This is a genomic window from Pseudomonas sp. Ma2-10, from assembly GCF_054330215.1.
Genome location: NZ_JBTEYL010000011.1, coordinates 150,263 through 176,849 on the forward strand (window position 1 = coordinate 150,263; position 26,587 = coordinate 176,849).

The 26,587-nt window shown below is 57.9% G+C and carries 30 protein-coding genes and 1 pseudogene; 12 read left to right on the forward strand and 19 right to left on the reverse strand.

All coding sequences use genetic code 11. From position 1 onward, the window contains the following. Window position 1 precedes the first annotated feature (1 nt). The 4 genes from ACXPVS_RS15590 to coxB all read right to left on the reverse strand — a co-directional run bounded on the left by ACXPVS_RS15590 (window position 2) and on the right by coxB (window position 4,304). Complete coding sequence (locus ACXPVS_RS15590; protein WP_458510728.1) at window positions 2-889, reverse strand: cytochrome c oxidase subunit 3; 888 nt, start codon at window positions 887-889, stop codon at window positions 2-4. A 33-nt stretch (window positions 890-922) separates the two neighbouring features. Further along, complete coding sequence (locus ACXPVS_RS15595) at window positions 923-1,480, reverse strand: cytochrome c oxidase assembly protein (RefSeq protein ID WP_458510729.1); 558 nt, start codon at window positions 1,478-1,480, stop codon at window positions 923-925. A gap of 27 nt (window positions 1,481-1,507) precedes the next feature. Then, window positions 1,508-3,094 (reverse strand): cytochrome c oxidase subunit I, encoded by a 1,587-nt coding sequence (ctaD, locus tag ACXPVS_RS15600; protein WP_458510730.1) that lies wholly within the window; start codon window positions 3,092-3,094, stop codon window positions 1,508-1,510. Between the two features lie 82 nt (window positions 3,095-3,176). Continuing rightward, a complete protein-coding gene (gene coxB / locus ACXPVS_RS15605; protein WP_458510731.1) occupies window positions 3,177-4,304 on the reverse strand; it encodes a cytochrome c oxidase subunit II in 1,128 nt (375 codons plus the stop codon). Window positions 4,305-4,675: 371 nt separating this feature from the next. Here coxB and ACXPVS_RS15610 point away from each other — a divergent pair, with 371 nt between their 5' ends. After that, a complete protein-coding gene (locus ACXPVS_RS15610; RefSeq protein WP_458510732.1) occupies window positions 4,676-5,326 on the forward strand; it encodes a hypothetical protein in 651 nt (216 codons plus the stop codon). A 43-nt stretch (window positions 5,327-5,369) separates the two neighbouring features. Here ACXPVS_RS15610 and ACXPVS_RS15615 read toward each other — a convergent pair whose 3' ends face one another. The 3 genes and pseudogenes from ACXPVS_RS15615 to ACXPVS_RS15625 form a co-directional block, all read right to left on the reverse strand. Then, window positions 5,370-6,899 (reverse strand): SulP family inorganic anion transporter, encoded by a 1,530-nt coding sequence (locus ACXPVS_RS15615; RefSeq protein WP_458510733.1) that lies wholly within the window; start codon window positions 6,897-6,899, stop codon window positions 5,370-5,372. A 91-nt stretch (window positions 6,900-6,990) separates the two neighbouring features. Continuing rightward, the gene (locus ACXPVS_RS15620) at window positions 6,991-7,722 is read right to left on the reverse strand and encodes a carbonic anhydrase (RefSeq protein WP_458510734.1); all 732 of its coding nucleotides are present in this window, start codon (window positions 7,720-7,722) and stop codon (window positions 6,991-6,993) included. Between the two features lie 242 nt (window positions 7,723-7,964). Beyond that, window positions 7,965-8,753 (reverse strand): annotated as a pseudogene (locus tag ACXPVS_RS15625) (radical SAM protein); the annotation flags it as partial. Window positions 8,754-8,998: 245 nt separating this feature from the next. Here ACXPVS_RS15625 and ACXPVS_RS15630 point away from each other — a divergent pair. Both ACXPVS_RS15630 and ACXPVS_RS15635 read left to right on the forward strand, forming a co-directional pair. Further along, window positions 8,999-9,304 carry a hypothetical protein gene (locus tag ACXPVS_RS15630; RefSeq protein WP_458510735.1) on the forward strand — a complete coding sequence of 102 codons (306 nt, stop codon included), beginning with the start codon at window positions 8,999-9,001 and terminating at the stop codon, window positions 9,302-9,304. 467 nt (window positions 9,305-9,771) lie between these two features. After that, on the forward strand, window positions 9,772-10,416 hold the full coding sequence (locus ACXPVS_RS15635; protein ID WP_458510736.1) for a phosphatase domain-containing protein: 645 nt from the start codon (window positions 9,772-9,774) through the stop codon (window positions 10,414-10,416). A gap of 130 nt (window positions 10,417-10,546) precedes the next feature. On the opposite strand, the gene ACXPVS_RS15640 is transcribed toward ACXPVS_RS15635, so the two are convergent. After that, on the reverse strand, window positions 10,547-10,834 hold the full coding sequence (locus ACXPVS_RS15640) for a YheV family putative zinc ribbon protein (RefSeq protein WP_458510737.1): 288 nt from the start codon (window positions 10,832-10,834) through the stop codon (window positions 10,547-10,549). Next, entirely contained in the window at window positions 10,831-12,909 is a 2,079-nt protein-coding gene (prlC, locus tag ACXPVS_RS15645) for an oligopeptidase A (protein ID WP_458510738.1), read from the reverse strand. Before prlC ends, ACXPVS_RS15640 begins: the two co-directional genes overlap by 4 nt. Before the next feature lie 62 nt (window positions 12,910-12,971). Here prlC and ACXPVS_RS15650 point away from each other — a divergent pair, with 62 nt between their 5' ends. Both ACXPVS_RS15650 and ACXPVS_RS15655 read left to right on the forward strand, forming a co-directional pair. Continuing rightward, on the forward strand, window positions 12,972-13,517 hold the full coding sequence (locus tag ACXPVS_RS15650; protein ID WP_458510739.1) for a gamma carbonic anhydrase family protein: 546 nt from the start codon (window positions 12,972-12,974) through the stop codon (window positions 13,515-13,517). 26 nt (window positions 13,518-13,543) lie between these two features. Next, complete coding sequence (locus ACXPVS_RS15655) at window positions 13,544-14,194, forward strand: HAD family hydrolase (protein WP_458510740.1); 651 nt, start codon at window positions 13,544-13,546, stop codon at window positions 14,192-14,194. Between the two features lie 52 nt (window positions 14,195-14,246). Here the strand turns inward: ACXPVS_RS15655 and ACXPVS_RS15660 are convergent, their stop codons facing one another. Beyond that, complete coding sequence (locus ACXPVS_RS15660) at window positions 14,247-15,338, reverse strand: aminopeptidase (protein WP_458510741.1); 1,092 nt, start codon at window positions 15,336-15,338, stop codon at window positions 14,247-14,249. Between the two features lie 59 nt (window positions 15,339-15,397). Between ACXPVS_RS15660 and ACXPVS_RS15665 the strand changes: the two genes are divergently transcribed. Beyond that, window positions 15,398-15,820: a PA0061/PA0062 family lipoprotein gene (locus ACXPVS_RS15665; RefSeq protein ID WP_458510742.1), complete on the forward strand. Its 423-nt coding sequence runs from the start codon at window positions 15,398-15,400 to the stop codon at window positions 15,818-15,820. A 40-nt stretch (window positions 15,821-15,860) separates the two neighbouring features. Then, window positions 15,861-16,283 (forward strand): PA0061/PA0062 family lipoprotein, encoded by a 423-nt coding sequence (locus ACXPVS_RS15670; RefSeq protein ID WP_458510743.1) that lies wholly within the window; start codon window positions 15,861-15,863, stop codon window positions 16,281-16,283. Between the two features lie 6 nt (window positions 16,284-16,289). On the opposite strand, the gene ACXPVS_RS15675 is transcribed toward ACXPVS_RS15670, so the two are convergent. Then, the gene (locus tag ACXPVS_RS15675) at window positions 16,290-16,523 is read right to left on the reverse strand and encodes a DUF1161 domain-containing protein (protein WP_458510744.1); all 234 of its coding nucleotides are present in this window, start codon (window positions 16,521-16,523) and stop codon (window positions 16,290-16,292) included. Between the two features lie 156 nt (window positions 16,524-16,679). Continuing rightward, on the reverse strand, window positions 16,680-17,111 hold the full coding sequence (locus ACXPVS_RS15680) for an OsmC family protein (protein WP_458510745.1): 432 nt from the start codon (window positions 17,109-17,111) through the stop codon (window positions 16,680-16,682). A 241-nt stretch (window positions 17,112-17,352) separates the two neighbouring features. On the opposite strand from ACXPVS_RS15680, the gene ACXPVS_RS15685 reads away from it, so the two are divergent. Next, window positions 17,353-18,354, forward strand: a complete 1,002-nt coding sequence (locus tag ACXPVS_RS15685; protein ID WP_458510746.1) for an LLM class flavin-dependent oxidoreductase — start codon at window positions 17,353-17,355, stop codon at window positions 18,352-18,354. Window positions 18,355-18,418: 64 nt separating this feature from the next. Here ACXPVS_RS15685 and ACXPVS_RS15690 read toward each other — a convergent pair whose 3' ends face one another. Both ACXPVS_RS15690 and ACXPVS_RS15695 read right to left on the reverse strand, forming a co-directional pair. Next, on the reverse strand, window positions 18,419-18,643 hold the full coding sequence (locus tag ACXPVS_RS15690; protein WP_458510747.1) for a DUF1161 domain-containing protein: 225 nt from the start codon (window positions 18,641-18,643) through the stop codon (window positions 18,419-18,421). 122 nt (window positions 18,644-18,765) lie between these two features. Continuing rightward, window positions 18,766-18,981, reverse strand: coding sequence for a dodecin (locus ACXPVS_RS15695; RefSeq protein ID WP_140665528.1), 216 nt, complete (start codon window positions 18,979-18,981; stop codon window positions 18,766-18,768). A 155-nt stretch (window positions 18,982-19,136) separates the two neighbouring features. Between ACXPVS_RS15695 and ACXPVS_RS15700 the strand changes: the two genes are divergently transcribed. After that, window positions 19,137-19,463, forward strand: a complete 327-nt coding sequence (locus ACXPVS_RS15700) for a DUF883 family protein (protein ID WP_458510748.1) — start codon at window positions 19,137-19,139, stop codon at window positions 19,461-19,463. On the opposite strand, the gene ACXPVS_RS15705 is transcribed toward ACXPVS_RS15700, so the two are convergent. Further along, entirely contained in the window at window positions 19,460-20,353 is an 894-nt protein-coding gene (locus tag ACXPVS_RS15705; RefSeq protein ID WP_458510749.1) for a LysR family transcriptional regulator, read from the reverse strand. The genes ACXPVS_RS15700 and ACXPVS_RS15705 overlap by 4 nt on opposite strands. Before the next feature lie 126 nt (window positions 20,354-20,479). On the opposite strand from ACXPVS_RS15705, the gene trpB reads away from it, so the two are divergent. From trpB to ACXPVS_RS15720, 3 genes are all read left to right on the forward strand, one after another. After that, a complete protein-coding gene (trpB, locus tag ACXPVS_RS15710) occupies window positions 20,480-21,700 on the forward strand; it encodes a tryptophan synthase subunit beta (protein WP_008152527.1) in 1,221 nt (406 codons plus the stop codon). Continuing rightward, window positions 21,700-22,512 carry a tryptophan synthase subunit alpha gene (gene trpA, locus ACXPVS_RS15715; RefSeq protein ID WP_458510750.1) on the forward strand — a complete coding sequence of 271 codons (813 nt, stop codon included), beginning with the start codon at window positions 21,700-21,702 and terminating at the stop codon, window positions 22,510-22,512. Before trpB ends, trpA begins: the two co-directional genes overlap by 1 nt. A 121-nt stretch (window positions 22,513-22,633) precedes the next feature. Beyond that, window positions 22,634-23,056 carry an anti-virulence regulator CigR family protein gene (locus ACXPVS_RS15720; protein WP_458510751.1) on the forward strand — a complete coding sequence of 141 codons (423 nt, stop codon included), beginning with the start codon at window positions 22,634-22,636 and terminating at the stop codon, window positions 23,054-23,056. A 50-nt stretch (window positions 23,057-23,106) separates the two neighbouring features. On the opposite strand, the gene ACXPVS_RS15725 is transcribed toward ACXPVS_RS15720, so the two are convergent. From ACXPVS_RS15725 to ACXPVS_RS15740, 4 genes are all read right to left on the reverse strand, one after another. After that, the gene (locus tag ACXPVS_RS15725) at window positions 23,107-25,032 is read right to left on the reverse strand and encodes a DUF7844 domain-containing protein (RefSeq protein WP_458510752.1); all 1,926 of its coding nucleotides are present in this window, start codon (window positions 25,030-25,032) and stop codon (window positions 23,107-23,109) included. A 32-nt stretch (window positions 25,033-25,064) separates the two neighbouring features. Further along, window positions 25,065-25,385 carry a DUF2388 domain-containing protein gene (locus ACXPVS_RS15730; RefSeq protein ID WP_458510753.1) on the reverse strand — a complete coding sequence of 107 codons (321 nt, stop codon included), beginning with the start codon at window positions 25,383-25,385 and terminating at the stop codon, window positions 25,065-25,067. 27 nt (window positions 25,386-25,412) lie between these two features. Continuing rightward, complete coding sequence (locus ACXPVS_RS15735; RefSeq protein ID WP_458510754.1) at window positions 25,413-25,730, reverse strand: DUF2388 domain-containing protein; 318 nt, start codon at window positions 25,728-25,730, stop codon at window positions 25,413-25,415. 106 nt (window positions 25,731-25,836) lie between these two features. After that, complete coding sequence (locus ACXPVS_RS15740; protein WP_008044656.1) at window positions 25,837-26,154, reverse strand: DUF2388 domain-containing protein; 318 nt, start codon at window positions 26,152-26,154, stop codon at window positions 25,837-25,839. Window positions 26,155-26,587: the final 433 nt, after the last annotated feature.

Here is a 26,587-nt window from a genome sequence, read left to right on the forward strand (position 1 = left end):
CTCACAGCACGTAGACGAAAACGAAAAGCCCGATCCACACCACGTCCACGAAGTGCCAGTACCAACTCGCCGCTTCAAACGCGAACTGGTGTTCGGCGTCGAAGTGCCCGCGCATGATCCGCATCAACATCACAAACAAGATGATGGTGCCGATGGTCACGTGGGCGCCGTGGAAGCCGGTGAGCATGAAGAAGGTCGCGCCGTAGATGCCCGAACCGAGCGTCAGGCCCAGTTCGCGGTAGGCATGCATGTACTCTTCGGCCTGAAAGCCGAGGAACGCGCAACCCAGCAGCACGGTGATGGCCAGCCAGATTTTCAGCGCGCCGCGATGACCTTTCTTCAAGGCGTGGTGAGCGATGGTCACGGTGACGCTGGAACTCACCAGCAGAACGGTATTGAGCAGCGGCAGGCCCCAGGGACTGATGACGTCCTTGGGCGGCGGGAAGAGTTTCGGGTCAGGGGTGTGCAGCAATGGCCACGCAAACTGGAAATTCGGCCAAAGCATATGAGCGATGCCTTTGACCCCTTCACCTCCGAGCGCCGGACCGGAAATGTTTCTCACATAAAACAGCGCGCCGAAGAACGCGATGAAGAACATCACCTCCGAGAAGATGAACCAACTCATGCCCCAGCGGAACGAGCGATCCATCTGTGCGCTGTACAACCCCTGGCGGCTTTCCTTGATCACCGTACCGAACCAGCCGAACAGCATGTAGGCCAGCAGCAGGCCACCGACGAAAAAGATCAGCGGGCCGTGGGACTCCGGCCGCGCCGCCTTCAGGTCGTTAAACCAGGTGGCCAGGCCGAACACGGTGACGAACATACCGACCGTGGCAATGATCGGCCATTTGCTCTGGGCCGGAACGTAATAATGCTCATGAGTTGCCATTTATTGTTCTCCTTATCGGGCACGCTTTAACGCCTAGCCACCGGTGTTTGCAGCAACAGCCACGGGCGGATGACGTGCGGTGATATCGAACAGCGTGTAGGAAAGCGTCAGGTGCTTCACGTCCTTGGGCATGTCACGGTCAACGATGAAACGTACCGGCATCTCGATCCGTTGACCGGGCTGCAGCACTTGCTGGGTAAAGCAGAAACATTCGGTCTTGTGGAAGTACGCCGCCGCGGCGCTGGGTGCGATGCTCGGAACCGCTTGGGCGCTCATCGGCCGATCGGTCGGGTTATGGGCGATGAAGATCATCTCGTTCACCGCTCCCGGGTTAGCGGTCAGTTCGTCACTTTTAGGGTAAAAATCCCAAGACATGTCGGCGGCGTTGGTCGACAGAAACTGCACGCGAACCTGCCGTGAGGTGTCGACCGTTTGTTCGCCTTCATACTGCCCCCCGGTCTTGCCGTTGATGCCGAACGCCTTGCACATCACGTCGTAGATCGGCACCAGGGCAAACCCGAAGACAAACATCGTCACCACCACCAGCAGCAGGCGCGTGACCAACTTCTTCAATGAGATGGAATCAGCCATGGTGGCGGGCCTCGAGGGCTACAGCGTTCATTTCACTTCCGGCGGCGTGGTGAAGGTGTGATATGGAGCCGGCGACGCAATACTCCATTCCAGCCCTTCGGCCCCATCCCACGGTTTGGCCGGTGCTGGTGGGCCACCACGGATGGTCTTGATCACGATGAACAGGAAGAAGATCTGGGTGGCGCCGAACATGAACGCACCGATCGACGACACCATGTTGAAGTCGGCGAATTGCAGGTTGTAGTCGGGAATTCGCCGCGGCATGCCCGCCAGCCCCACGAAGTGCATCGGAAAGAACGCCATGTTCATACCGATGAACGAGAGCCAGAAGTGCAGCTTGCCGAGGGTTTCGTCGTACATGTGGCCGGTCCATTTCGGCATCCAGTAGTAGGCCGAGGCGAAGATCCCGAAGATGGCCCCCGGTACCAGTACGTAGTGGAAGTGGGCGACCACAAAGTAGGTGTCCTGGTACTGGAAGTCAGCCGGGGCGATGGCCAGCATCAACCCGGAGAAGCCGCCGATGGAAAACAGGATCACGAACGCCACCGCAAACAGCATCGGTGTCTCGAAGGTCAGCGAGCCTTGCCACATGGTGCTGGCCCAGTTGAACACCTTGACCCCGGTGGGTACGGCGATCAGCAACGTGGCGTACATGAAGAACAACTCGCCCACCAACGGAATGCCGACCACGAACATATGGTGCGCCCAAACGATGAACGACAGGAACGCGATACTCGCCGTCGCATAGACCATCGAGGTGTAGCCAAACAGCGGCTTGCGGGAGAAGGCTGGAATGATCGAGCTGACGGCGCCGAAGGCCGGCAGGATCATGATGTACACCTCGGGGTGACCGAAGAACCAGAACACGTGCTGGAACAACACCGGGTCACCGCCACCGGCGGCACTGAAGAAGCTGGTGCCGAAGTGGATGTCCATCAGCATCATCGTCACGCACCCGGCCAGTACCGGCATCACCGCGATCAGCAGGAACGCGGTAATCAGCCAGGTCCAGACGAACAGCGGCATTTTCATCAGCGTCATGCCGGGGGCGCGCAAGTTGAGGATGGTGGCGATCACGTTGATCGCTCCCATGATCGAACTGATCCCCATCAAGTGGATGGCGAAGATGAAGAAGGTCACGCTTTCCGGTGCGTAGGTTGTCGACAGCGGGGCGTAGAACGTCCAGCCGAAGTTGGGTCCGCCACCGGGGGTAAACAGGGTCGATATCAGCAGGATGAACGCCGCCGGCAATAGCCAGAAGCTGAAGTTGTTCATCCGTGGCAGGGCCATGTCCGGCGCGCCGATCATCAACGGGATCATCCAGTTGGCGAGACCGACGAATGCCGGCATCACCGCACCGAAGACCATCACCAGACCGTGCATGGTGGTCATCTGGTTGAAGAACTCCGGCTGGACGATTTGCAGTCCCGGCTGGAACAACTCGGCACGAATCACCATCGCGAACGAGCCGCCGAGCAAGAACATGGAGAACGCGAACCACAGGTACAGCGTGCCGATATCCTTGTGGTTGGTGGTCAGCACCCAGCGCATCAGGCCTTTGGCCGGACCGTGGGCGTGGTCGGCATGACCATGGTCATCGATGACGGCGCTCATGGCGTGTCTCCTGCAAACAGATGGGCTGGGCAGGCCGGGGCGCGATGCCCCGACGGGTTCCTTACGTGCGCAATAGAGCGGGTCATTGGCTTTCCGCCTGTTTCAGCTCCAGCACTTCTTTAGGGGTGAGCATGTCGCCCTTGTTGTTGCCCCAGGCGTTGCGTTCGTAGGTCACGACCGCTGCGATATCGACTTCCGAGAGCTGCTTGCCGAACGCTGCCATGGCGGTGCCGGGCTTGCCGTGGAAGACAATGCCCAAGTGATCCTTGATCGGTCCGGTAGCGATTTTCGAGCCCTTGAGCGCCGGGAACATCGGCGGCAGGCCCTGACCTTCGGCCTGGTGACAGGCGACGCAGGTGGTGTGATAGACCTTGTCGCCGCGCTCTTTAAGCTCTTCGAGGGTCCATTCCTTACTGGTCAGCTCTTTAAGCTGCAGAGCCTCAGCCTTGCGCTCGCCCAGCCATTTTTCGTAATCGGCCTTTTCCTTGACCTCGACCACGATCGGCATGAAACCGTGATCCTTGCCGCACAATTCGGCGCATTGACCGCGGTAAATGCCGGGCTTGTCGACGCGGGTCCAGGCTTCGTTGACGAACCCCGGAATCGCATCGCGTTTGACCGCAAAGGCTGGCACCCACCAGGAGTGGATGACGTCGGCGGAAGTCACCAGGAAGCGCACCTTGGCGCCGATCGGCAGCACCAAAGGCTTATCGACCTCAAGCAAGTAATGCTCGCTCTTGGCTTCCTTGTTGTGGATCTGATCGGCGGGCGTGGTCAGGTTGCTGAAGAACTCAACGTCCTGGCCCAGGTATTTGTAGTGCCACTTCCACTGATAGCCGGTGACCTGGATATCAATATCCGGCTCACTGGCGTCGTACATCTTGATCAGGGTTGCGGTCGCGGGAACCGCCATGGCCACCAGGATCAGGAAGGGCACGATGGTCCAGAGGATTTCAACGGTGGTGCTTTCGTGAAATTTTGCGGCCACCTGCCCGGTCGAGCGGCGGTGGAGAATCATCGACCAGAACATGGCGCCGAAGACGATGATGCCGATCACTACACAGATCCAGAAAATGGTCATGTGCAGGTCAAATACTGCGTGACTGATTTCAGTCGCTCCAGGCGTCATATTCACAGTCCAGGCCGCTTGTGCCTGACTGAAAATCGACCACAACAGGAGGCCCATCCAGACATGTGGATGTCGCATCATTGCGGGTTCCCCTTATCGTTCTTGTTATCCCGCCGGCTTTCACCTGCGGCAAGGGAGCGGCTTTTTCAGACTACGAACTTGAATCGCCGAGCCTTGCTGCGTGTGCAGTCGGGCGTCATCAGCTAACTCCATTCCAACCCGAGTATAGACAGCGACTGCCACCTCGCAATGTGAGGGCGTAAATCATCTGAAACAGCTGGGACTTGCGTTCCAAGGCACGAATGGAGAAGGATGCAGACGAGTGGTGGCAAACCGATATAACTTTGATGTCTCAAGGATGAAATAATTATGACAAATGCGTCTTAGCATTTTTCGTATGCCAGCTAAGTTATGTCTTCCCTATTTCATTGCCTTTGTTTCCTGGAGTTTTCATGAACACCGCCGCATTGCGCGAGCAGATCCAAAAAGCCCAACAACACGAAGCCGAAACCGGCTTGCTGACTCGTCAGCTGGAAACCCAACTGCCACACCTTCACTCCGCCATCCAATTGCCGGATGTCGACGCCAACGGCGTGATGACGCGTTTTGTGGCCGCGTATATAGAGCAAGTACCAGACCTGCTGGACGCAGCCAATGAAGTCGCCAGGGAAGCGGGTATCGAATCACAGATCAAACCGGTGCTGAAAATCGCCGAGCAGTTCTTTCTCCAGCCGCCGGCGATCATGGCCGGTCATGTCGGTCTGGACAGTCTGCTGGACGAAGCCTATCTGGCGCATCGGTTGGTTGAAGAGGTCAACGACCTGTACATCAAGCATTTTGGCCAGCCACTGATCCCCTTGGACATGACGGTTGCCAACCTGATTGCCCACCAACTGATCGGCGAGGAGTTTGCCAATCAACTGGATGAGGCGGTGCATCACGCCGTGGACGAGATGCTCAATGAAGACAGTTTCGCGCTGGAATCCGTGGAAGCCTACCGCGAGAAACTCAACAGCCCGGACACCGGCGCTGCGTGGAAGCGCTGGCCGTGCCTGTCGCGCCAACTGGGCGTAGGCCTTAAGCTGGATCAGCCAGCGGCTTGATTTGTTGCCCATAAAAAATCGCAGCCTGTTGGCTGCGATTTTTTTAAGAGGTAGCGGAACCGACGCCCGTCGTGGTCCGCAATCGCCCTTCCAGCCTGCGCTTCAACCCCCGCGCTTCAATCAACAGTTTTGATCCCTTGGCCGCATTGGCCCGGCCCCATTCCTCCAGCAATTCCAGACACGAGTGATCGATGTAGCTCAGGTTATTGAGCGGCACATGCACCGTCGTGCCTGCCGGAATGGTTCCCAGCACTTGGGTCAGCGCCGGCACTTTGAGGAAGGTTGCTGCACCTATCAATCGCAATTCCATTTCGCCGTCCTTGGGCAGATCGATCAGGCTGATTTTCAGCCGCGAGGCCTTCCAGGCCAGTTTGGCCAGGGTCAGGCCAAAGCCGATCAGCACGCCGGTCAGCAGGTCGGTAAAGATGATCGCCAGGGCTGTTGCCGCGTAAGTGAACATCGGCATCCGCCCATAGCGGCCCAGACCGCGAAAGGCCTTGAGGTCGACCAGTTTGAAACCGGTATAAACGAGAACGCCCGCCAGGCTCGCCACCGGAATGCTTTGCAGCACGCTGGACAGCAGCAACACGAAAGCCAGTAACCACAGGCCATGGAGAATTGCCGACAGTCGCGTGGTGGCGCCGGCCTGGACGTTGGCCGAACTGCGCACAATCACGCCGGTCATTGGCAGCGCGCCGAGTAAACCGCAAAGCATGTTGCCGACGCCTTGCGCCGACAATTCCCGGTCGAAGTCTGAGCGCTGGCCGCTGTGCATGCGGTCCACCGCGGCGGCCGAGAGCAGGGTTTCGGCGCTGGCGATAAACGCCACGGCAAATGCGGCAATTAGCAGCGTCGGGTCAGCCAGGTTTAGTAAATCTGCGGGTTTCAGCCAGTCGATGGCTTGCGCCAGGTTGGCCGGGACTTCCACTCGTTTGACCTGCAAGGCGAGCACCAGGCTGGCGACGGTCGCCAGGCCTACACCCAGTAGTGCGCCGGGAATGAAGCGCAGGGAATGGGGGCGGAATTTTTCCCACAGCCACATCACCGCAATCGTCGACAGTCCGAGCAACCCGGCTTGCCAACCGAAGGAGGGCACGGCCTGCACGACGGCAGCCGGGAAGGCTGTCAGATTATCCAGCCCCGAAGGCTTGGGCACCGAGTCGAGCATCACATGCACCTGTGACAACACGATCAGCACGCCAATCCCGGCGAGCATGCCGTAGACCACCGCCGGCGCCGTCACCCGGAACCAACAGCCGAGTTTCAATCGCCCGGCCACCAGTTGCAGAAAACCGGCCAGCAGCAGGATTGGCCCGAGCATGGCGATACCATGTTGGCGCACCAGTTCGAACACCAGAACAGCCAAACCGGCCGCCGGGCCGCTGACTTGCAGTGGTGAACCGGCAATCCAGCCCACCACCAAGCCCCCGATGATCCCGGTGATCAACCCCTTGGACGGCGGCAGCCCCGAGGCAATGGCGATGCCCATGCACAAAGGCAGGGCGACGAGAAACACAACCACGGACGCCAGCAGCTCCCGTGGAAGAACAGCTTTAAGTTGAGCAGCACGCATGGTGACTCTCCCGAAGTTTTCTTCAGGCGTGGCGAAGCCAGGCTGCCTGATCAGCAGCCTCTGCTAGAACCACACAATGATTTAGGAGGATTTAGAAGCGCGCTTTGGGCGTCGCCACCGGAATCGGATGGCTGCCGTCGAGCGGCAGGAAACACCCCTTGTCCGCGTCGTAAGCTCTGATTTCGCTGGTTTCGATGTTGTAGATCCAACCATGGATAAACAGCTGACCATTGGCCATGCGCGAGGCTACCGACGGGTGCGTGCGCAAATGTTGCAGTTGAGCGATCACATTCTCCTCGGTGAGGACGTGCATGCTTTCGTTTTCGTCAGCGCAATGGCAGTTTTCCTGGACCATGGTTTTTGCCACTTCCGCATGACGCAGCCAGGCTTTGACCGTCGGCATTTTTTCCAGGCTTTGCGGGTTGAGCACCGCGCGCATCGCGCCACAGTCGGAGTGCCCGCAGATGATGATGTGATGCACGCCGAGGGCCAGCACTGCGTATTCGATGGCTGTGGAAACACCGCCATTCATTTGCCCATAAGGCGGCACAACGTTGCCGACGTTACGGGTGACGAACAGATCGCCTGGGGCGCTTTGGGTGATCAGCTCAGGAACGATGCGCGAATCGGCGCAGGCGATGAACATCGCTCTGGGGCTCTGGGCGGTGGCGAGTTTTTTGAAGAGTTCTTCCTGCTGTGGAAAAACTTCGTGATGAAAATGCAAAAAGCCGTCAACGATATGCTGCAGCGCTGCATCGGCGGTTTCCGCCTCCGGTTGGGCTGACGTCGACGCAGCCAACGGCTGTTTATCCTTGTCACTCATGATTCATCCTCTTTTGCGGAGTCAGGGAATTTTCCCGTTTTGTCCGGTGTGAAGCCAGTGGCTGTTTAAAAACATCCAGACCGAGAATCTCGACCCATCAGTCACTCGATGAACAAGGTAGCGGCTGAAACTTAACTCAAACTGAATAAAACGCTCTAGACCGCATGTTTCAGGTCACAGAAAATGTGACCGGCGTAGTGGCAAAGTGCATTTCACATTACTCAATCATAGGCCAGTTGCCCTCAAATCAACGACATCTGGCGACCGGGCGGACAGAAGGCTTCGCAGTCCAGATTGAAACCTTCCCGACGATTGAGCCCCAGACGCTTGATGGTTTTGGCAAAGCGTTGCGCCAGCAGGTCGGCAAACGGTCCTTCGACACGCATCCTGGCACCGAAGCGACTGTCGTAGAGCTCGCGACCACGGCTCTGACGAATCAGGCTCAACACATGAGCGGCACGCTGAGGATAGTGGGCCGCCAGCCATTCTTCGAACAGCGGCGCGACTTCCAATGGCAAGCGCAGCATCATGTAGGCCGCACTTTGCGCCCCCGCGGCATGAGCCTCGGTGAGCAGGCTTTCGAGTTCGCTGTCATTGATCATCGGAATCATCGACGAGCACAGAACGCCTACCGCAATGCCTGCTTCACGCATCACTCGGATCGCCCGCAACCGAGCCTTGGGTGCAGCGGCGCGCGGTTCGAGGATGCGCTTGAGCTCGTCGTCCAGGGTGGTGAGGCTGATCATCACCGCCACAAGCCTTTGCTCGGCGAGTTCGACCAGCAGATCCAGATCCCGAAGAATCAGCGAGCCCTTGGTAATGATGGTCACGGGATGGCGATAGCGCAGCAGCACTTCGAGGGTTTTGCGGGTGATTTTGTGTTCGCGTTCGATCGGTTGATAAGGGTCCGTATTGGAGCCCAGATTAATCGACGCACATTGATAGCCGCGCTTGGACAGCTGTTCTTCCAGCACATCGGCGGCGTTGGTCTTGGCGATCAGTTTGGTTTCGAAATCCAGCCGCGGTGGCAGGGGAGTAGGCATCGAAAAAATCCTTTGGCTGTATGTTTATACAGCCTAGGGCCTCGACAAATTCGGCCAGTGCCGTTCAGCGCCTGTTAATTCTAAAACCCCTGGTTCTTTGTATTTCTACCGATGGGTTAAAGCGTCGTTCGTCACCCTGAGATACATATAACGTCTGGCACAGTTATAACAACTATTAGTAATATCCTTGTCACACGAAGTTCTCGTGTTCAACTATTAAATGGAATTAATTAATGTCGAATTACAATCAGCGCGGTATTTTTTTGCAACGGTTGCCAGCGTCTATTGTTAGCCCAAAGGAAGTTCGGGTTTCCATGCAGTTTGCACTAAAGGAAGAGGGTTACGATCCGGAAAACCGAGCGGTCACTTATGCTCTGCTGGACGCTCACACCCGTGAGGCCGTATCGAACGACGGCGGCCTGACGTTCACCATGGGTCCCGCCCATGCGGATGTGGACGGTGATGGTGACGTCGACGCACAAGACAAGGCCGTTCTGCTGGCCTTGGCGAGTGCCTATTCGAAGATCGTCAAACCGTAATCGAGATTGAACGCATGCAGTCGTTAAATAATGAGTGCGTGGTCGGTTGTCACTGAACCTAAAAAAGCGGCCTGGAGTTCCCATGCCGCTTTTTTATTTGGCGGTTGCAGAAGCTGAGTGCAACACGGCTATTGAGTTAAAGCAGGAGCAGCATGATGCATCCCCATCACTTCTGTAATCACCTCAATCGGACATTTGTAACCGAAGCGTTTGCGGGGACGATTTTTCGTTTCGGCACCGATGCAGATCGCCAGCAAGGGGGCAATAGGGCACATCGGGAATATGGAGAAGCAAATGGTAGCGGGCTAAGCATAAAGATGAATCGATTCGGCTAATAAACCTCGGTTTTACAACGACAGCGATCGGCTGATTCACAATTCTTTGACAGAAGGGTCACAGGCCTTTGACCGCTCGGGGCTGAAGCTGGGCGTCATCTTTCCGATTCCTCCTTAACGGTCACTCTGAGCATGTCTCTTCCACGTTGTCTCCTGGCGATTTGCCTGTCGCTGGCCGCACTTTTAAACCTGACGCGGGCCCTTGCCGACGACAGTGCATTGCCCCGACCTGCGGAGTGGGCTCAATCGGTCGAGGTGCAATACAACCTCTTCCAAATGTCCCCGACGCTCTATCGCAGTGCATTGCCCGACAGAGGCGCTGTGCCGTTACTGGAAAAACTCAAGGTCGGGACGGTTATCACGTTCCTGCCCGAGTCGGATTCAAGCTGGTTGTCGACGCCAGGAATCGCACAAGTACAGCTGCCCTATCGCACCAACCATGTGGATGACGCGGATGTACTCAAGGCCCTTCGCGCGATCCAGAGCGCCGAAGCCAAGGGGCCGGTGCTGATGCACTGCAAACATGGTTCGGACCGCACGGGCCTGATCGCGGCCATGTACCGGGTCGTATTGCAAGGCTGGAGCAAGGAAGATGCCCTGAACGAAATGACCCAGGGCGGCTTTGGTGACAGCACTCATTTCAAGGACGGCATCCGTTACATGATGCAGGCCGATGTCGACAAGCTCCGCACCGCGTTGGCCAATGGCGATTGCAGCACGAGCCCGTTCGCCAGTTGTTCGCTGAAGAGCTGGTTCAAATCGGCCCATGTCGAGTAAACCATTCAAGAAACGCTTCCAGGGCTGTCAGTACGGGGCGAGGAAAAACGTAACGTCGTGTCCGGGATTAGTTGACCACTACAATAGATCGCACCTTCCAATCCGTTCAGGACTGGAAGGTGGCGTTGGCTCAATGTTGCTCGTCAGGCTTTTTCTTTAGCTTCGGGTTAGGGAAAAACTGCACAGCCTGAACCTTGGCGTCCGGCACTTTCAGCGCCGAGGTGTTGACCCGCGTTCCCATTTCCTTGGGTACCGACAGGCCTTGTTCATTTAGCGTGTCGCAATAGCCACAGGCCACGCACTCGCGATGCGGGACTTCGTCTTCGTTCCACATCATCAACTTATCCGGCTCGCTGCAGGCCGGGCAGACTGCCCCGGCGATAAAGCGTTTTTTCGTCTTCACAGGCCCCTCGCTCATGCTGCCGCGACCTCACTCAGGCCGCTGTGGCGCAAGAGTGCGTCAATCGATGGCGGGCGTCCGCGAAAATCGACGAACAGCACCATCGGTTCCTGGGAGCCACCGCGCGCCAGGATCGCTTCGCGGAAGGCACGGCCGGTCTTGGCGTTGAGCACGCCTTCTTCTTCGAATTTGGAGAAGGCATCCGCCGACAGCACTTCAGCCCACTTGTAGCTGTAGTAGCCCGCCGCATAACCGCCGGCGAAGATGTGCGCAAAGCTATTCGGGAAACGGTTGTAGGCGGGCGGACGCATGACCGACACCTCGTCGCGCACACCTTCCAGTACCTGCGCCACGCTACGGCCGTCGCCGTGGGTGGCGTGCAGGTCGAAGTCGAACAGCGAGAATTCCAGCTGACGAACCATCATCAGGCCGGACTGGAAGTTCTTCGCGGCGAGCATTTTTTCCAGCAAGTCCTGAGGCAGTGGCTCGCCGGTTTCGTAGTGACCGGAGATCAGCGCCAGACCTTCCGGCTCCCAGCACCAGTTCTCCATGAACTGGCTTGGCAGCTCGACCGCATCCCAGGCCACGCCGTTGATGCCGGATACGCCGGCGTGTTCAACGCGGGTCAACAGGTGATGCAGACCGTGACCGAATTCGTGGAACAGGGTAGTCACTTCATCGTGGGTCAGCAGGGCCGGTTTGCCGCTGTCGGCCGGGGTGAAGTTGCACACCAGGTTCGCCACCGGGCTCTGCAATACGCCGCTGATCGTGCGGCGACGGTCGCGGGCGCCGTCCATCCAGGCACCGCCGCGTTTGTTGGCGCGGGCGTAGAGGTCGAAGAAGAAGCGACCGACGTGCTGTCCGTTTTCCTTGATTTCGAACAGGCGAACATCCGGGTGCCAGGTGTCGAAGCCTTTCAGTTCAGCGATTTCGATACCGTACAGACGCTGGACGATAGCGAACAGACCGCCCAGCACTTTGTCGATCGGGAAGTAAGCGCGAAGGGTTTCCTGGGCGACGCTGTAGCGCTGCTCGCGAAGTTTTTCACCGTAGAAACCGCTGTCCCAGCTTTGCAGGTCCGGACAGCCTTGTTCGGCGGCGTAAGCCTTGAGCTGTTCCAGATCCTGGGCGGCGAACGGTTTGCTGCGCTTGGCCAGATCGCGCAGGAAACTCAGGACCTGATCGCTGGATTCGGCCATTTTGGTGGCCAGGCTCAGCTCCGAGAAACTGGCGAACCCTAGTAGCTTGGCCAGTTCCTGACGCAGGTCGAGGATTTCTTCCATGACCGGGCCGTTATCATTCTGGCCTGCATTCGGGCCTTGGTCCGAGGCACGGGTGCAGTAGGCGGCGTAGACTTCTTCGCGCAGGGCGCGGTCCTGGGCGTAGGTCATCACCGCGTAGTAGCTTGGAAATTCAAGTGTGATCAGGAAGCCTTCCAGACCTTTGGCTTGTGCCGCCGCGGCCATTTGCGCCTTGGCCGAGTCGGTCAGGCCGGCGAGGGCGGCTTCATCGGTGACGTGCTTGGTCCAGGCCTGAGTGGCATCGAGCAGTTGGTTGGAGAAGCGGCTGCCCAGCTCCGACAATGTGCTCTGCACTTGGGCGTAACGCTTTTGTTCAGGCGCAGGCAGGTCGATACCCGACAGACGGAAGTCACGCAGGGAGTGTTCCAGGATAGTTTTCTGCGCCACCTCAAAACCGGCAGCTTCGGGACTGTTCGCCAGCGCTTCAAATGCCTCGAACAACTCGCGGTTCTGGCCCAATTCGGTGGAGTAGGCGCTCAAGGCCGGCAGGCAGGACTCGTAGGCTTCGCGCAATTCGGCGCTGTTGCACACGGCGTTCAGGTGGCTGACCGGGCTCCAGGCGGCGCCTAAACGATCATTGAGCTCGTCCATCGCCAGCACCAGGCCGGTCCAGGTCGGTTGTTTGGTCTGGGTTTTGAGGATCTCGATAATGGCGGCGCGGTTGTCAGCCAGGATCTGTTCAATGGCCGGTTGTACGTGTTCGGCATGGATCGCCGAGAACGGCGGCAGGTCGTAGGACTGCAAAAGAGGGTTGTTCACGCTCACGGTTGGCACCTTGGCTGGAAGAAACATTGCGCCATCTTAATTACAATCGACGCTCACCGCAGCTATCAGCAAAAGAGAGAGAGCCTATCGTGACCCTTCGCAAGTATCAGAACCACACGCCGTTGCTCGGCAAAGGCGCCTTTGTCGACGGTTCGGCGGTGGTGATCGGCGACGTCGAAATCGGCGAAGACAGCTCGGTCTGGCCGCTGACCGTGATTCGTGGCGACATGCACCGCATCCGCGTTGGTGCACGCACCAGCGTGCAGGACGGCTGTGTGCTGCACATCACCCACGCCGGGCCGTTCAATCCCGAGGGCTTTGCGCTGCTGATTGGTGACGATGTGACCATCGCGCATAAAGTCATGCTCCACGGCTGCACCGTGGGCAATCGCATTCTGATCGGCATGGGCAGTATCGTCATGGACGGTGCGGTGGTCGACGACGAGGTGATCATTGGCGCTGGCAGTCTGGTGCCGCCGGGCAAACGCCTTGAAAGCGGCTTCCTTTATGTGGGCAGCCCGGTGAAGCAGATTCGGCCACTGACTGACAAAGAAAAAGCTTTTTTCACCTACAGCGCGGCGAACTACGTGAAGCTCAAGAATTTGCATCTGGCTGAAGGCTACGACCAACTCTGACCCTGCGCCCTTATTCAGGATTCAACATGCATTACCAAACCGTATTGTTCGACCTCGATGGCACCCTGACCGATCCACGCGAGGGCATCACCCGTTCGATCCAGTTCGCCTTGAGCAAACTGGGCATCGATGAGCCCGACCTGAGCAAACTTGAACACTTCATTGGCCCGCCGTTGTTGCAGGCGTTCATGCAGTTCTACGATTTCGACGAGCCCAAGGCGTGGGACGCGGTCAACTTCTATCGCGAACGCTTCAAGGTCACCGGTCTGTATGAAAACCGCGTATTCGACGGCGTCACACCCTTGTTGGAAACCCTCGGCGGGCAAGGGCGACAGCTGTACATCGCGACGTCCAAACCGTGGGTTTTTGCTCGGGAAATTGCCCGGCACTTCGACTTCGCCAAGCACTTCAAAGTGATCTATGGCAGCGAACTGGATGGAACCCGGACCAACAAAGTCGAGCTAATCGCCCACTTGATGGCCGAAGAAAGCCTGGACCCGGCCAGCACCCTGATGATCGGTGACCGTAAACACGACCTGATCGGTGCTCGCAGTAACGGGCTGGATGCGGCGGCTGTTGGTTATGGTTTTGGCAGCCGGGAAGAGTTGAGCGCCGAGGCCCCGACCTGGCACTTCGAGACGATAGAAGAGCTGCATCAGGCGTTTTTACGGCGTTAACTAAACCGCCACACGAGCTTGCTCCGGGCGGCGATCCGACGATGAGGCCCGATCAGCCGCCGAGACTTTTCAATTGAGCCAAAGCATTCAATGCCGCCTTGCGCTCACCCGCCGACAGCGCACCAAGCTGCTCGACTGCCGCATAAAACCTTATCCAATCCCCACCCACCTGTTTGAACAACGCCGAAAACGCCGGTACCCATTGGTCGTACAGCCCAAACGGCAACAGACGGGCATTGTTCATCGGCGCATTGATCCACGCGTCATAGCGTTTTTCCCCAGCCCATTGGCTGTCGCGCAGCTGCCGGTATTCGCCCCGCAATCGTTCGAATTCGTCGGCTTTGCGCTGGCGCATCTGGTCGGCGGGCAGGGGCAGGGAGTACAGCCGTTTGAGTCGCGTGCGGGTATCCAGAACCAATTGAATGAACTGGTCCCGTTGCTGCACCTTCGCGCCGCTGTCCGGCGCCAAGCCGCGAAATGCACGCCATTGGCGGGTGCCTTCCTGCTCGACGAAAGTGGCGAAAGACTCATTGAACTCGGTGTCGTCCTTCACATAAAAGCGTTGATGCGCCAGTTCATGGAAGATCAGCGTAGCCAATCGTTCGTCACCCCAGGCCATCATCGAGCTGATAATCGGATCGTTGAACCAGCCGAGCGTGGAATAAGCCTCGACGCCACCGATTGACACGTCCATGCCTTGCAATCGTTGCAACGCAGCCTCACCGCGGGCTGCGCTCTGACTGTAATAACCGCGATAGGCGACGCAACCGGCGATCGGGAAGCAATGGTTCTGTGGTGTCAGGGAAAATTCTGGCGTGGCAAACACGTTCCAGACTACGAATGGCCGGCCAATGTTGGCGTACAAACGGTAACTCTGGTTATCTGGCAGTTGGAGCTGTTGGCTGGCGAAGGTGCGGGCCTTTTGCGATTGAGTCAGGTGCGCACGCAATAATTGATCGCGACCGGGATCGGCAATCACTCTGGAAACCGGCTCGCGTGCCCGCAGCAATTGCAGCTGACCACCGGCCAATTGGCCGTAATAGCTGACGCCGGCGCAACCGTTGAGAAACAAAAACAACACACCCGGAAACAAAATGCGTAAAACGCGATCAAGTAACCCAAGGCTTGGAAGCGGCCTGATCAAAATGAATCATCCTTGGAGAGTCTGCCCGCAAGACTATCCCGCCTGACTGGAGCTCCGCTATGCGCACGTTGATGCTGACAGGAAGCCTGTTGATGCTGGCAGGTTGTGCTGGATTCGGATTACCCCCCCATGATCCGGCGCAAGCGTGGATCGACCTGGACTCGAAGCAGCAAGACACCGTGCTGCAAGCGCTGGAAGTCGATGACAAGGCCGCCACCGACAAGCGCTATTTCGAGGTTCAGCCAGGTAGCCATGAGTTGACGGTCCGTTACCAATTCCCGGTCGCACCCACCAACATCGGACCAGACGCCGAGCCACTATGGCGTGATTGCCAGTTGAACGTGAAATTCCAGGGCTTCAATGCCGGCGAGCGGTATCAGTTGCACGCGGGGAATATTGGTTTTCGGCCGTGGGCAAAGCTCTATGATCAGCAGCGAAAAGTGATTGGCCAGGGCGTACCCGCAGGCTGCCAACGCACCTGATCGGCGTTATTCTAAAAGACTAGTCCTTGAGAAAATCATCATGCGCAGGTTAACGCTGTTACTCGCGGCAAGCATCGTTGCTGGCTGTCAGAGCCCGTTGCCAGCGGTTAATCCGCAGATGGCCTGGGTCGAGTTTTCTACGCCATTTCCCAACGATAAATTGCTGATGGCCGAACGACTGGACAATCAGCGATTGCGCGACGGGCGTTTTTTCCAGGTCAGCCCCGGTAGCCATGAGCTGATCGTTCGATTCGACTTTGAAGTGCCCAGCGGTGGTGGCATGGGCATGATGAACGGCCCCTCGGAACGTTTATGCTACCTGACCATCAACTACGATCATTTCGAAGCCGGACAGCGTTATGTGCTGGAAGGCCGCTCGATAGCGTTCAGCCCCGGCGCTCGGTTGTACAACGCCAAGCGTGAAATCGTCGCGGAAGATCGAGAATCTTATTGCCTCATGTGAGGTGAATCAGCGGTCGTTCTTCTGATAGATGATTTTCTTCGTGCCGCCTTCGCACGAGCCAACGACCATATTCTGATCGTGTACTTCGTCGTTGGTGACGATTTCCAGCGTGTAAGACGAGACGTTATTGGCCTGGATCTTGGCTTCAATCTCGGCCTTGAGTTCTTCACAGGGTTTCGGTGCCGCCAGGGCCGATGTGGCCAGCGCGCAACAGATAACCGCCAAGGCAAAACGTTTCATGGTTGAAGCTCCTTTGAGGCAGCGCGCACGATGATGCGTTTTAGCTGCTGTCATTTATTCGACCACACTCTCGCCAGTCAGGTTTTGTTTTAGCGCAAGAAAGATCGCAGCCCGTCGAGGCTGCGATCGTTTATCGGGGAGCGCGACAACTCCCTATCAGCTGATCAATGTTGCATCCAGACTGATTTTCGCATTCAGCACCTTGGAAACCGGGCAGCCTTCTTTGGCTTTATTGCTCAATTCCTCAAATTGAGCCTGAGTCGCCCCAGGAATCTTCGCTTTGAGGATCAATTTAACTGCTGTGATCGCGAACCCGCCGTCCACCTGGTCCAGGGTCACTTCGGCATCGGTATCGATGCTGTCAGCCTTGAGACCGGCATCGCCGAGAATCATTGAAAATGCCATGGAGAAGCAGCCGGCGTGCGCAGCGCCGATCAACTCCTCCGGATTGGTGCCCTTGCCGCCTTCGAAGCGCGCCTTGAAGCCGTAGGGCGCTTCTCTGAGGACACCGGTTTCCGTAGAAATCGAGCCGATGCCGGTTTTCAGGTCACCTTCCCAATGAGCCGATGCTTTCTTTGTGATAGCCATGAATGCCTCCTCAAGATCCGGCGCGAAGCGTCGCGCCTTAGTGGTTTTCGGTTGCTAGGGTTCTGAGGATAGACCGTGGTGCAAAGTTCACCTGATCTGATCGGTCTTCTTGTTTCGTAGGAATTTTGGCTCTGCCATTGAAACTCGGGTATATGCCCTCATTGCATGAATCACGCTTATAGATTCGGCAGGTTTTCGTTTGTAAGAAAAAACCTGCGCCCTCAATTGGAGAAGCAGGCTTATGAAACGACTGTCCGATATCAAGTTCTCGACCCTCGATCTGGTGCCCGTGCGGGAGAACGGCAGCGCGGCACAGTCGCTGCGCAATTCTCTGGACCTGGCTCAGCACGTCGAAAAATTTGGCTACAACCGGTTCTGGGTTGCCGAACACCACAACATGGATGGCATTGCGAGTTCGGCGACTTCGGTACTGCTCGGCTACTTGGCTGGCGGCACCTCGACCATTCGTGTTGGCTCGGGCGGTGTGATGCTGCCTAATCACGCGCCGCTGGTTATCGCCGAGCAGTTCGGCACGCTCGAAAGTCTGTACCCGGGCCGGATCGACCTGGGCCTGGGCCGTGCGCCCGGTTCCGATCAGATGACCGCCCGCGCTTTGCGTCGTGAACGCTCTGGCAGCGCCGACGATTTCCCGGAAGAGGTTGCCGAACTGATGCGTTACCTCGGCCCGCGGACCCCGGACCAACGGATCATCGCGATGCCCGGCACGGGGACTAATGTCCCGGTCTGGCTGCTGGGCTCCAGCCTGTTCAGTGCACAACTGGCCGGTGAACGCGGTTTGCCCTACGCCTTCGCTTCACATTTCGCACCGCGCTTGATGCATGAGGCCATTCGCGTCTATCGCAACCACTTCAAGCCTTCAGCAATATTGGATAAGCCCTACGTAATGCTCGGTGTGCCGCTGGTGGCTGCTGACACCGACGAGCAGGCCGATTATCTCGCGACGTCGGTCTATCAGCGGATTCTCGCCCTGATGCGTGGCCAGAGCCTGGTGCAACGTCCACCGGTAAAAACCATGGACGGCCTGTGGCTGCCTCATGAAAAAGCAGCCGTTGGCGATTTCCTTGGCCTGGCCATGGTTGGCAGTCCGCAGAAAATCCGCGCCAAACTGCAAGTGCTGATTGAGCAGACCCAGGCGGACGAGCTGATTTTTACTTGCGATCTGTACGAACATGCCGATCGCGTGCACTCCTACGAGCTGCTGGCCCAGGTCATGAAGGGCTGACACTCAAACAGCGAACACAAAAAAGCCGACGTCATTGCGTCGGCTTGTTCATTTCCGAGCGAGGTCAGCCCCGCTTGTAGAGGATTTGCTTGGAACCTTTTTCACAAGTGCCGACGATTTTGCCGTCAGCGGCAGCGCCTTTATCAACGATTTCCAGTGAGTAATTAGAAATGCCCTTGGCATCAAGTTTCGCTGTGATTTCGGCTTTCAGCTCTTCGCACGACTTGCCCTCAGCCAGGGCTGTTCCCGCGAGACTCAACAAGCCCACCGCCAAAATAAAATTCTTCATCGGTCGCATTCCCTGGTCGGATCAATAGGGGCACCCAGCAATCAGCCGGATTTACATATGTAGCGCTTTGCCAATCCCTATGGCGCTCGGCCAGCGCGCAGGCTTAGAAGATTAGCTCAACCTCAGCTACTGGCAATCCGGAACCCGACTTTGAGCGTCACCTGAAAGTGCGCTGCCTTACCGTCCTTGATGTGCCCGCGGGTTTCGGTTACTTCAAACCATTCCATATGTTTGAGGCTTTTGCTGGCCTCGGCCAGCGCGTTGTTGATGGCGTCTTCAATACTGCTGGTGGACGAGCCGACGAGTTCGACTTTCTTGTAGGTGTGATGGTCAGTCATGGCGTTCTCCTCAGGGTGTGAAATACAGCCTAGCAGTGATTTTTCGTATTACTTCTGTCGGCCAGTCCGAAGTGGAAGTTCAGATTTACTGCACTTTCTCGAACCCCTGAAGTCCCAACCAACACACGCAACTCAATCAATGCAGGAGAGCCACCATGGCCAACACCTCTTTACGTAAAGCCTCATTGCAAAGCATGGAAGCCGAAATCGAGAGTCTGCTGAAGTCTTTGGAAAACCTGAAGGGCGACGCCTCGGACGAGTCGCGTAAAACCCTTAACGCCTTGAAAAGCAACGCCGAGAACGCGCTGAAGCATTCGCGCCATCTGCTCAGCGATGCGTACGAAGAAGTCAAAGTCAAAACCCGTGAAACCGGGATTGCCACGCGAGACTACGCCCAGGAACACCCGTGGACGACTGCGGGTGTGGCGGTCGGTGCATTGGGTCTGCTCGCGGCTTATCTGCTGTTCAAACGCGGTGACTAATCCGTCTGGCGCAGCTCGTTTTTGAGCCACTGCGCCAGTTGCCGAGCTCGCCCGTCTGCGGCGCGCTTGGGTAGCCACAACGCCAGTTGCGCCGGGGTTTCACTGAAGCCCCATGGCGCAACCAGGCGGCCGGCCTTCAAGTCCTCGGCCACCAGCGGCTCGGGCGCAATCGCCACACCCAAGCCAGCCACTGCGGCCTCCAGCAGATAATACAAATGCTCGAAACCCTGCCCGTACTTCAACGCTTTGGCGTCGAGGTCGCTTTGTTGTGCCCAGCTTGGCCAGGCCTGAGGGCGAGAGGTGGTGTGCAGCAATGGCTCGCTCAGCAGCGCTGCGGGCGGAGCGTTTTGCAGTCGTTCGTAGCCCGTGAATCGGGGGCTCATGACCGGGCCGATCCGTTCGCTTGCCAACTCATAAACCTGCATGTCCGCTGGCCACGGTGGCTCGGCAAACACCAGCAAGGCGTCCAGCCCCGGGCGACGTGGATCGAGATCACCCTCGCCAGCCGACAGGTGCAGGCGCAGGTCAGGCAGGTCGGCATTCAATCGTCCCAACCTGGGAATAAACCAGCGTGCTAACAGGCTGCCCGAGCAACCCAGTACGAACGGTGCATCGGCGGTGCTTTGAGTCAGCTCTGCACAAACAGTCCGTAAACGCTCGAACGCCTCACCGCTGGCATCGCGCAAACGAATGCCGGCATCTGTGAGTTTAAGGCCGCGTCCATCCTTGATGAACAGGCTCACGGCCAAGTGTTCTTCAAGCACTTTGAGTTGCCGGCTGACCGCGCCATGGGTGACATGCAGCTGTTTGGCCGCCTTGCTGACGCTGTTCAGGCGGGCAGTCGCTTCGAAGGCCCGAAGGGCGTTCAACGGGGGAAGATCATGGCTCATGTTATTGGTGAGTTTTCCTGACAGGTTGCGGCGATCTTATCGGTTTTCAGCTTGGGGCGTCAGGGGTAGAGTGACGCCCACTCTCTCTTCAAAAGCATCATCCCACGCATTCCACTGGAGCGACCCATGACCCAGACTAATCTGCGCAACGGCCCCGACGCTAACGGCCTGTTCGGCGCGTTCGGCGGCCGTTACGTCGCTGAAACCCTGATGCCGTTGATCCTCGATCTGGCCCGTGAATACGAATTGGCCAAGGATGATCCTGCATTCAAAGAAGAATTGGCCTACTTCCAGCGCGACTACGTGGGTCGTCCAAGCCCACTGTACTTTGCTGAACGTCTGACAGAGTTCTGCGGCGGCGCGAAGATTTACCTCAAACGCGAAGAGCTGAACCACACCGGCGCGCACAAGATCAACAACTGCATCGGCCAGATCCTGCTGGCGCGGCGCATGGGCAAGAAACGCATCATCGCCGAGACCGGCGCCGGCATGCACGGTGTGGCGACCGCCACCGTGGCTGCGCGTTTTGGTCTCGATTGCGTGATCTACATGGGCACCACTGACATCGAACGTCAGCAGGCCAACGTATTTCGCATGAAGCTGCTGGGCGCCGAAGTGATCCCGGTCGTGGCCGGGACCGGCACCCTGAAAGATGCGATGAACGAGGCCTTGCGTGACTGGGTGACCAACGTCGACAGCACTTTCTACCTGATCGGCACTGTGGCTGGTCCGCACCCTTATCCTGCGATGGTTCGCGACTTCCAGGCTGTCATCGGCAAAGAAACCCGTACTCAACTGCAAGACCAGGAAGGTCGTCTGCCAGACAGCCTGGTGGCGTGCATCGGTGGCGGCTCCAACGCCATGGGCCTGTTTCACCCGTTCCTCGACGACAAGAGCGTCGAGATCATTGGTGTTGAAGCGGCAGGTTACGGCATCGAAACCGGTAAACACGCAGCCAGCCTGAACGGCGGCGTACCGGGCGTGCTGCATGGCAACCGTACCTTCCTGTTGCAGGACGACGATGGTCAGATCATCGACGCTCACTCGATCTCGGCCGGCCTCGACTATCCAGGCATCGGCCCGGAACACGCCTGGTTGCATGACATCGGCCGCGTCCAGTACACCTCGGTAACCGACGACGAAGCCCTCGACGCGTTTCACAAATGCTGCCGCCTGGAAGGGATTATTCCGGCACTGGAAAGCGCCCATGCCCTGGCCGAAGTGTTCAAGCGCGCACCAACCCTGCCAAAAGATCACCTGATGGTGGTCAACCTGTCCGGTCGTGGCGACAAAGACATGCAAACCGTGATGCACCACATGGAACAATCGAAGCAGGAGAAACACTGATGAGCCGCCTGCAAACGCGTTTTGCCGAACTCAAGGTACAGAATCGTGCCGCCCTCGTGACCTTCGTGACCGCTGGCGACCCGAGCTATGACACCTCTCTGGCGATCCTCAAAGGCTTGCCCGGCGCTGGTGCCGACGTGATCGAGTTGGGCATGCCCTTCACTGATCCAATGGCCGATGGCCCTGCAATTCAGTTGGCCAATATCCGTGCCCTCGGCGCCAAGCAGAACCTGGCAAAAACCCTGCAAATGGTTCGCGAGTTCCGTGAAGGCAATACCGAGACGCCGCTGGTGCTGATGGGCTACTTCAACCCGATCCACATGTACGGCGTGCCGCGCTTCATCGCCGATGCCAAAGAGGCGGGTGTTGACGGTCTGATCGTGGTCGACTTGCCGCCCGAGCATAATGGCGAACTGTGCGACCCGGCCCAGGCTGCCGGTCTGGACTTCATCCGTCTGACTACTCCGACCACAGATGATGTACGTCTGCCGACCGTCCTGAACGGTAGCTCCGGCTTCGTTTATTACGTGTCCGTCGCCGGTGTGACCGGTGCCGGTGCGGCAACGCTGGAACACGTTGAAGAAGCGGTTGCCCGTCTGCGTCGCCATACTGATCTGCCGATCAGCATCGGTTTCGGTATTCGTACACCGGAGCAAGCGGCGTCCATCGCTCGCCTCGCGGACGGTGTGGTAGTGGGTTCAGCGTTGATCGATCACATCGCCAATGCCTCGACGCCCGAACAGGCAGTTGATGGCGTGTTGAGTCTTTGCTCGGCTCTGGCAGACGGCGTGCGTAAAGCCCGCGTCAGCTGAAGGTAAAGTTCCTGATACAGAGGAATTAGAGCCTCGCGGTACGGACTAAATAGCAAGACCGAGGGCTTCAGGACTACGTTCTGGAGCCCTTTTTGCTGTATGTGCAGTGAGGAAAGACCCTATGAAAATGCCGAAACGTCTGATTGCCAGCCTGGGTGTGCTGATGCTCAGCGCCGCCCCGTTGCTGAGTGCGAGTGCTGCTCAACGCGACAATCACGACCGCGGCGGCCCGCAACAAGGGCACTACGAAAACCACGGAGACAATCATCGCGGCGGCCCTCCGCCACGGGACTTCGGCCCGGTGCGCCAGACTATCCACGACAACCGTGGCTATTTCGTACGCGGTGCGCCGCCACCTCCGGGTATTCATTTGGTGCGTGGCCGACCGTTGCCTCACGGCTATTACGGCGAACGCCTCGATAACCGGGCGTTGGGCCGGCTGCCGTATTACCGAGGGTACGAATGGCGCCGTGCGGGCGGCGACATTGTGTTGATCGCCGTAGGAACCGGGATCGTTTATGAAATTCTCGAAGGGGTACTTTGAATAGCAGGCAAGTATTGAAGGCTTCGCGGATTAGCCATGAAGCCTGTTGTTTATGGCAACTCCAACCCGCCCGCAGCCTTGTGTAACGTCCTCAGATGCTCGCCAACCTGCTTCAGGTTGGCTTCATTGGCGGCCATTTCGGCCGCACGGCTCGGTTCGAGCAGCGCTCTCACTTCTTTGTCCAGATCGCCTGTCAGTGCCTGAAGCTGCTTCTGCCGCAGGCTGCTTTCCGACTCCAGACGCTGCCACTCACTCGGCTGCGGCAATCCATAACCACCGGTGCCAAGCAGCTCCGCCGGGCGGCTGAGGAAGCCGCTGTTGGCAAGAATTTGCTGCAACGTTGCGTTGGCCTTGTCCATGCCGCCGTTCTTCAATTCCCGAGCGCCCAAATAGCGCTGCTTTACTTCGTCCTGGGCCAACACCAATTGTTGGCGGAAGGCTGCCTGCTCCAGTAGCAGTAATGCTGCGCTGGTGCGCAAATCGGCTTGGTCGATCCATTGTCGGCGCTCTTGAGCTTTGAGGGAGAGCCAGTCTTCGACCTTTTCCTGTTTGATCGGCAAATGCTTCTTCAGCACTTCGAACATCGCTTGGTAACGATCGCGGAAGGAGTCGAATCGATAGCCCAGACGCAGCGCTTCGCGGGGGTCATCCAGCACGCTGGTGTTCGCCAGTCCTCGGCCTTTGAGCACTTCCAGCAAGCCGTTGGGCGTGATGCTGTCTAAGCCGACCAGTTTTGTATTATTGGTACTACTACGCAGTAACTTCAGGCCCTCTACCGCGCAGTTGTTGGACAGGAAGAAGTAGTTGCCGTCGTAACTCCAGTGCATTTCAGCGGCATGCTCCACAACGTCTTCGATTTCGCTGCGCGACAGGTTCAGCGGCACCGAGGCCAGGCTGCGCAGTTCGGTCTTGGTGTATTCGTCGATCACCTGGGCCAGCGGCAGGACAAACAGGCGTGACGGATATTTGCCCACCAGTCCGTCCCAACTCGACAGTTGTACGTCACCGACGAAGGCGCGGTAGGACAACACCAGATGTTGATCCAGATCCAGCCGACAATCCGGCCCGCGGGGGCGACCGGGTGCGCAAATCACCAGCCGCAACATGCTGTGGCCCCAACGGCTGACCCAGTTCTGGTTGGCTTCAGCCAACAGATAGTCGACGGCGTAGACCTGTTTCGGATCGACCTGGCCTAATGGTGTTTTGGCGAAGTCGTTGCCGGCATTGAGGAAGGAGAAGGTTTTGGCACACGCATCTTTAGCGGCGGGCGCCCAGCCGAAATGTTCTTTGTAGTAGCGGTACAGCGCAGGACGGCGACAGGCGTAGGCCGGGTCGAGAAGGAAATATTCCATGTTGACCGCGACGAACTCTTTGGGGCTGCTCGTTTCGTAAATGTCCGGGCTGCGGGCAATTTGCCGGTTGTGCTGTTCGCGCTCGCCCCGACGGCCGACATACTGTGGCCAGCCGGCGAGATCGAGCAGGTGCGGGTCGTCGCTGAGCGTAAAGCGCCGGTCGGGCTGGCCGCGGCATTGATCGGGAATGCCAATCAGCCCTGAGCTGCTGTTGCGCCGGGTGCAGTGCTGAATCAGCGTGCGCTCCGCGTCTGGCCACAGGCGCGAGCGGTCATAGATATGGGTGAGTTCGTGCAACACCGTGGCAAGCATTTCGCGGCGCACGGTGCCATGGGGACGATAAGTCTTTTTGGTCGCGGCGCTGCCGTCAGTGAGGCTGGCAAGCAGGTTGCGGTTCAGGTCGAGTTCAGACACCAGCGACGCCTGGCCGTAAGCGTTACTTGGCATGTCATCGGTCCAGCCGACATCGATGCGTCGGTCGAGATGCTTGATGAACCGCGGCGGCAGCGCCTGCATGGCTTCATCGAGCAGCGCCTGACTGGCCTGCTGTTGAGCGGGGCTGAGACCGTCAGTCTTGAGCCTTAATTGCAAGTCGGCCTGGGCCGTGTTGCTGAGCAGCAACATGACCCCCGCTAACAGCCAGACGCCTCGCGACCTCACAGTGCGAGGATGGCTTCGGCGAGAACTTGATCACTGGCGTCGCGAGCTTCCGGTACGCGGGTGCGCAACGTGTTGAAGGCCGATTCCAGGTGCGCGCCACGAATCTTGCCATCACTGGCGACGAAACTGGCCGCATCGTCGTGGGCTTCACGAACGATCTTCGAGTCACGGATGGAGGTCGTGGTATCGGAAGTGAAATCAAGCGTGCGTTGGGTGGCATTGATGATGATGTTACTGGTGGCGACCAGGGTGTGCGCCTGGGCCACACCGGCTAACAACAGCAAGCCAAGGGCGGCAACAATCAGAGGGCTACGCATGGAACGACTCCGCAAGAACAAGGATAACTATTGGACGAGAATTGCCTGCGCCAGTTCAAGGTCGCTGGCACGAAGTTTTGGCTGGGTCCGGCGCAGATAAATCAGCGCGGACTCCAGTTGTGCTCCTCGTAGTTGGCCGTCGCTGGCGATGAACGCCGCGGCGTCATCTTGTGCCGCGACCAGCAGCTTACGGTCGAAGGGGGCGGAGGTCACCATGCTTGTGGCGTAGCCGGTAGCCACTATGCCTTGTGTCGACAGATTGAAGGCGTCATAGGCATGGGCCGAGCCCATCCAGCAGGTGGCCACGAAAAGCGGAGAGATCAACAGATTTGAAAGAGAACGCATGAGACTCGATAGATGAAGGTGAGTCGCAAGGCTAGCGCAACGCCCGGTCTAGAGCCAGCGCCGAAACGAGGGACACGGCGGGCGTGTCCCTCGTCAGTGGTGACGCTTAGATAGTCAGTATGGCTTGCGCCAGTTGTGCGTCAGTCGCGTTCAACTGAGGTGCCTGGTGGCGAATATGGTCGAGTGCGCTTTCCAGTTTGACGCCACGAATGGCGCCTTCGCTGGCTACGAAGCTGGCGGCGTCATCACGGGCGGCGCGTACGATTTTGTCATCGCGAAAGGAAGAAGTGACATCGGAGGTCGCATCGGACGTGGCCTTGAGTGCGCCGACGACGGCATCGGTGGTCACGATAAAGCTGGTGGCGTGGGAATTGGCGGCCACGGCAAGCAGGGCTGCAGCGCTGAGCAGACGAAGACGGGACATGGTGAAACTCCTATGGGGGGACTGATTGAGAGGTGGCGCAGTGTCTGTTGAGTCAGACGTCAATCATGCCGCGTTCGCCACGTTTCATTTGGATAGTAGGCCTATGAGTGTCTATTCGAACAATCCTGTCTGTTCAAGCAGGAAGTTAGCGCCAGGCATCCCGTAAGTGATTCACGGCGCGGTCCTTTTGCGGGCAGTTCGGGATTTCATGGTGATCCCGTCCCTTCCTACACAACAAACACACTGCGTTTAAATTGTACTGGTTTATTTGTATCGATATAAAAACTGTACCTGCTAGGCGAGGGCTTTACTGTCTGACCGCTGTTGAGGGTGCAAAACGACAAAGCCCGTCGTGGTTTCCCACGACGGGCTTTATTTTTTCAATTTGGAGTGCTGGCGGTCGACCTGGTGGGTCAGAGCCAGCGACGCTAAC

Excerpts from the sequence above, each read along its gene's own strand:
- ACXPVS_RS15590 (WP_458510728.1), bottom strand. The coding sequence starts at position 889 with ATGGCAACTCATGAGCATTATTACGTTCCGGCCCAGAGCAAATGGCCG.
- ACXPVS_RS15595 (WP_458510729.1), bottom strand. The coding sequence starts at position 1,480 with ATGGCTGATTCCATCTCATTGAAGAAGTTGGTCACGCGCCTGCTGCTG.
- ctaD (WP_458510730.1), bottom strand. The coding sequence starts at position 3,094 with ATGAGCGCCGTCATCGATGACCATGGTCATGCCGACCACGCCCACGGT.
- coxB (WP_458510731.1), bottom strand. The coding sequence starts at position 4,304 with ATGATGCGACATCCACATGTCTGGATGGGCCTCCTGTTGTGGTCGATT.
- ACXPVS_RS15610 (WP_458510732.1), top strand. The coding sequence starts at position 4,676 with ATGAACACCGCCGCATTGCGCGAGCAGATCCAAAAAGCCCAACAACAC.
- ACXPVS_RS15615 (WP_458510733.1), bottom strand. The coding sequence starts at position 6,899 with ATGCGTGCTGCTCAACTTAAAGCTGTTCTTCCACGGGAGCTGCTGGCG.
- ACXPVS_RS15620 (WP_458510734.1), bottom strand. The coding sequence starts at position 7,722 with ATGAGTGACAAGGATAAACAGCCGTTGGCTGCGTCGACGTCAGCCCAA.
- ACXPVS_RS15630 (WP_458510735.1), top strand. The coding sequence starts at position 8,999 with ATGTCGAATTACAATCAGCGCGGTATTTTTTTGCAACGGTTGCCAGCG.
- ACXPVS_RS15635 (WP_458510736.1), top strand. The coding sequence starts at position 9,772 with ATGTCTCTTCCACGTTGTCTCCTGGCGATTTGCCTGTCGCTGGCCGCA.
- ACXPVS_RS15640 (WP_458510737.1), bottom strand. The coding sequence starts at position 10,834 with ATGAGCGAGGGGCCTGTGAAGACGAAAAAACGCTTTATCGCCGGGGCA.
- prlC (WP_458510738.1), bottom strand. The coding sequence starts at position 12,909 with ATGTTTCTTCCAGCCAAGGTGCCAACCGTGAGCGTGAACAACCCTCTT.
- ACXPVS_RS15655 (WP_458510740.1), top strand. The coding sequence starts at position 13,544 with ATGCATTACCAAACCGTATTGTTCGACCTCGATGGCACCCTGACCGAT.
- ACXPVS_RS15665 (WP_458510742.1), top strand. The coding sequence starts at position 15,398 with ATGCGCACGTTGATGCTGACAGGAAGCCTGTTGATGCTGGCAGGTTGT.
- ACXPVS_RS15670 (WP_458510743.1), top strand. The coding sequence starts at position 15,861 with ATGCGCAGGTTAACGCTGTTACTCGCGGCAAGCATCGTTGCTGGCTGT.
- ACXPVS_RS15675 (WP_458510744.1), bottom strand. The coding sequence starts at position 16,523 with ATGAAACGTTTTGCCTTGGCGGTTATCTGTTGCGCGCTGGCCACATCG.
- ACXPVS_RS15680 (WP_458510745.1), bottom strand. The coding sequence starts at position 17,111 with ATGGCTATCACAAAGAAAGCATCGGCTCATTGGGAAGGTGACCTGAAA.
- ACXPVS_RS15685 (WP_458510746.1), top strand. The coding sequence starts at position 17,353 with ATGAAACGACTGTCCGATATCAAGTTCTCGACCCTCGATCTGGTGCCC.
- ACXPVS_RS15690 (WP_458510747.1), bottom strand. The coding sequence starts at position 18,643 with ATGAAGAATTTTATTTTGGCGGTGGGCTTGTTGAGTCTCGCGGGAACA.
- ACXPVS_RS15695 (WP_140665528.1), bottom strand. The coding sequence starts at position 18,981 with ATGACTGACCATCACACCTACAAGAAAGTCGAACTCGTCGGCTCGTCC.
- ACXPVS_RS15700 (WP_458510748.1), top strand. The coding sequence starts at position 19,137 with ATGGCCAACACCTCTTTACGTAAAGCCTCATTGCAAAGCATGGAAGCC.
- ACXPVS_RS15705 (WP_458510749.1), bottom strand. The coding sequence starts at position 20,353 with ATGAGCCATGATCTTCCCCCGTTGAACGCCCTTCGGGCCTTCGAAGCG.
- trpB (WP_008152527.1), top strand. The coding sequence starts at position 20,480 with ATGACCCAGACTAATCTGCGCAACGGCCCCGACGCTAACGGCCTGTTC.
- trpA (WP_458510750.1), top strand. The coding sequence starts at position 21,700 with ATGAGCCGCCTGCAAACGCGTTTTGCCGAACTCAAGGTACAGAATCGT.
- ACXPVS_RS15720 (WP_458510751.1), top strand. The coding sequence starts at position 22,634 with ATGAAAATGCCGAAACGTCTGATTGCCAGCCTGGGTGTGCTGATGCTC.
- ACXPVS_RS15725 (WP_458510752.1), bottom strand. The coding sequence starts at position 25,032 with ATGTTGCTGCTCAGCAACACGGCCCAGGCCGACTTGCAATTAAGGCTC.
- ACXPVS_RS15730 (WP_458510753.1), bottom strand. The coding sequence starts at position 25,385 with ATGCGTAGCCCTCTGATTGTTGCCGCCCTTGGCTTGCTGTTGTTAGCC.
- ACXPVS_RS15735 (WP_458510754.1), bottom strand. The coding sequence starts at position 25,730 with ATGCGTTCTCTTTCAAATCTGTTGATCTCTCCGCTTTTCGTGGCCACC.
- ACXPVS_RS15740 (WP_008044656.1), bottom strand. The coding sequence starts at position 26,154 with ATGTCCCGTCTTCGTCTGCTCAGCGCTGCAGCCCTGCTTGCCGTGGCC.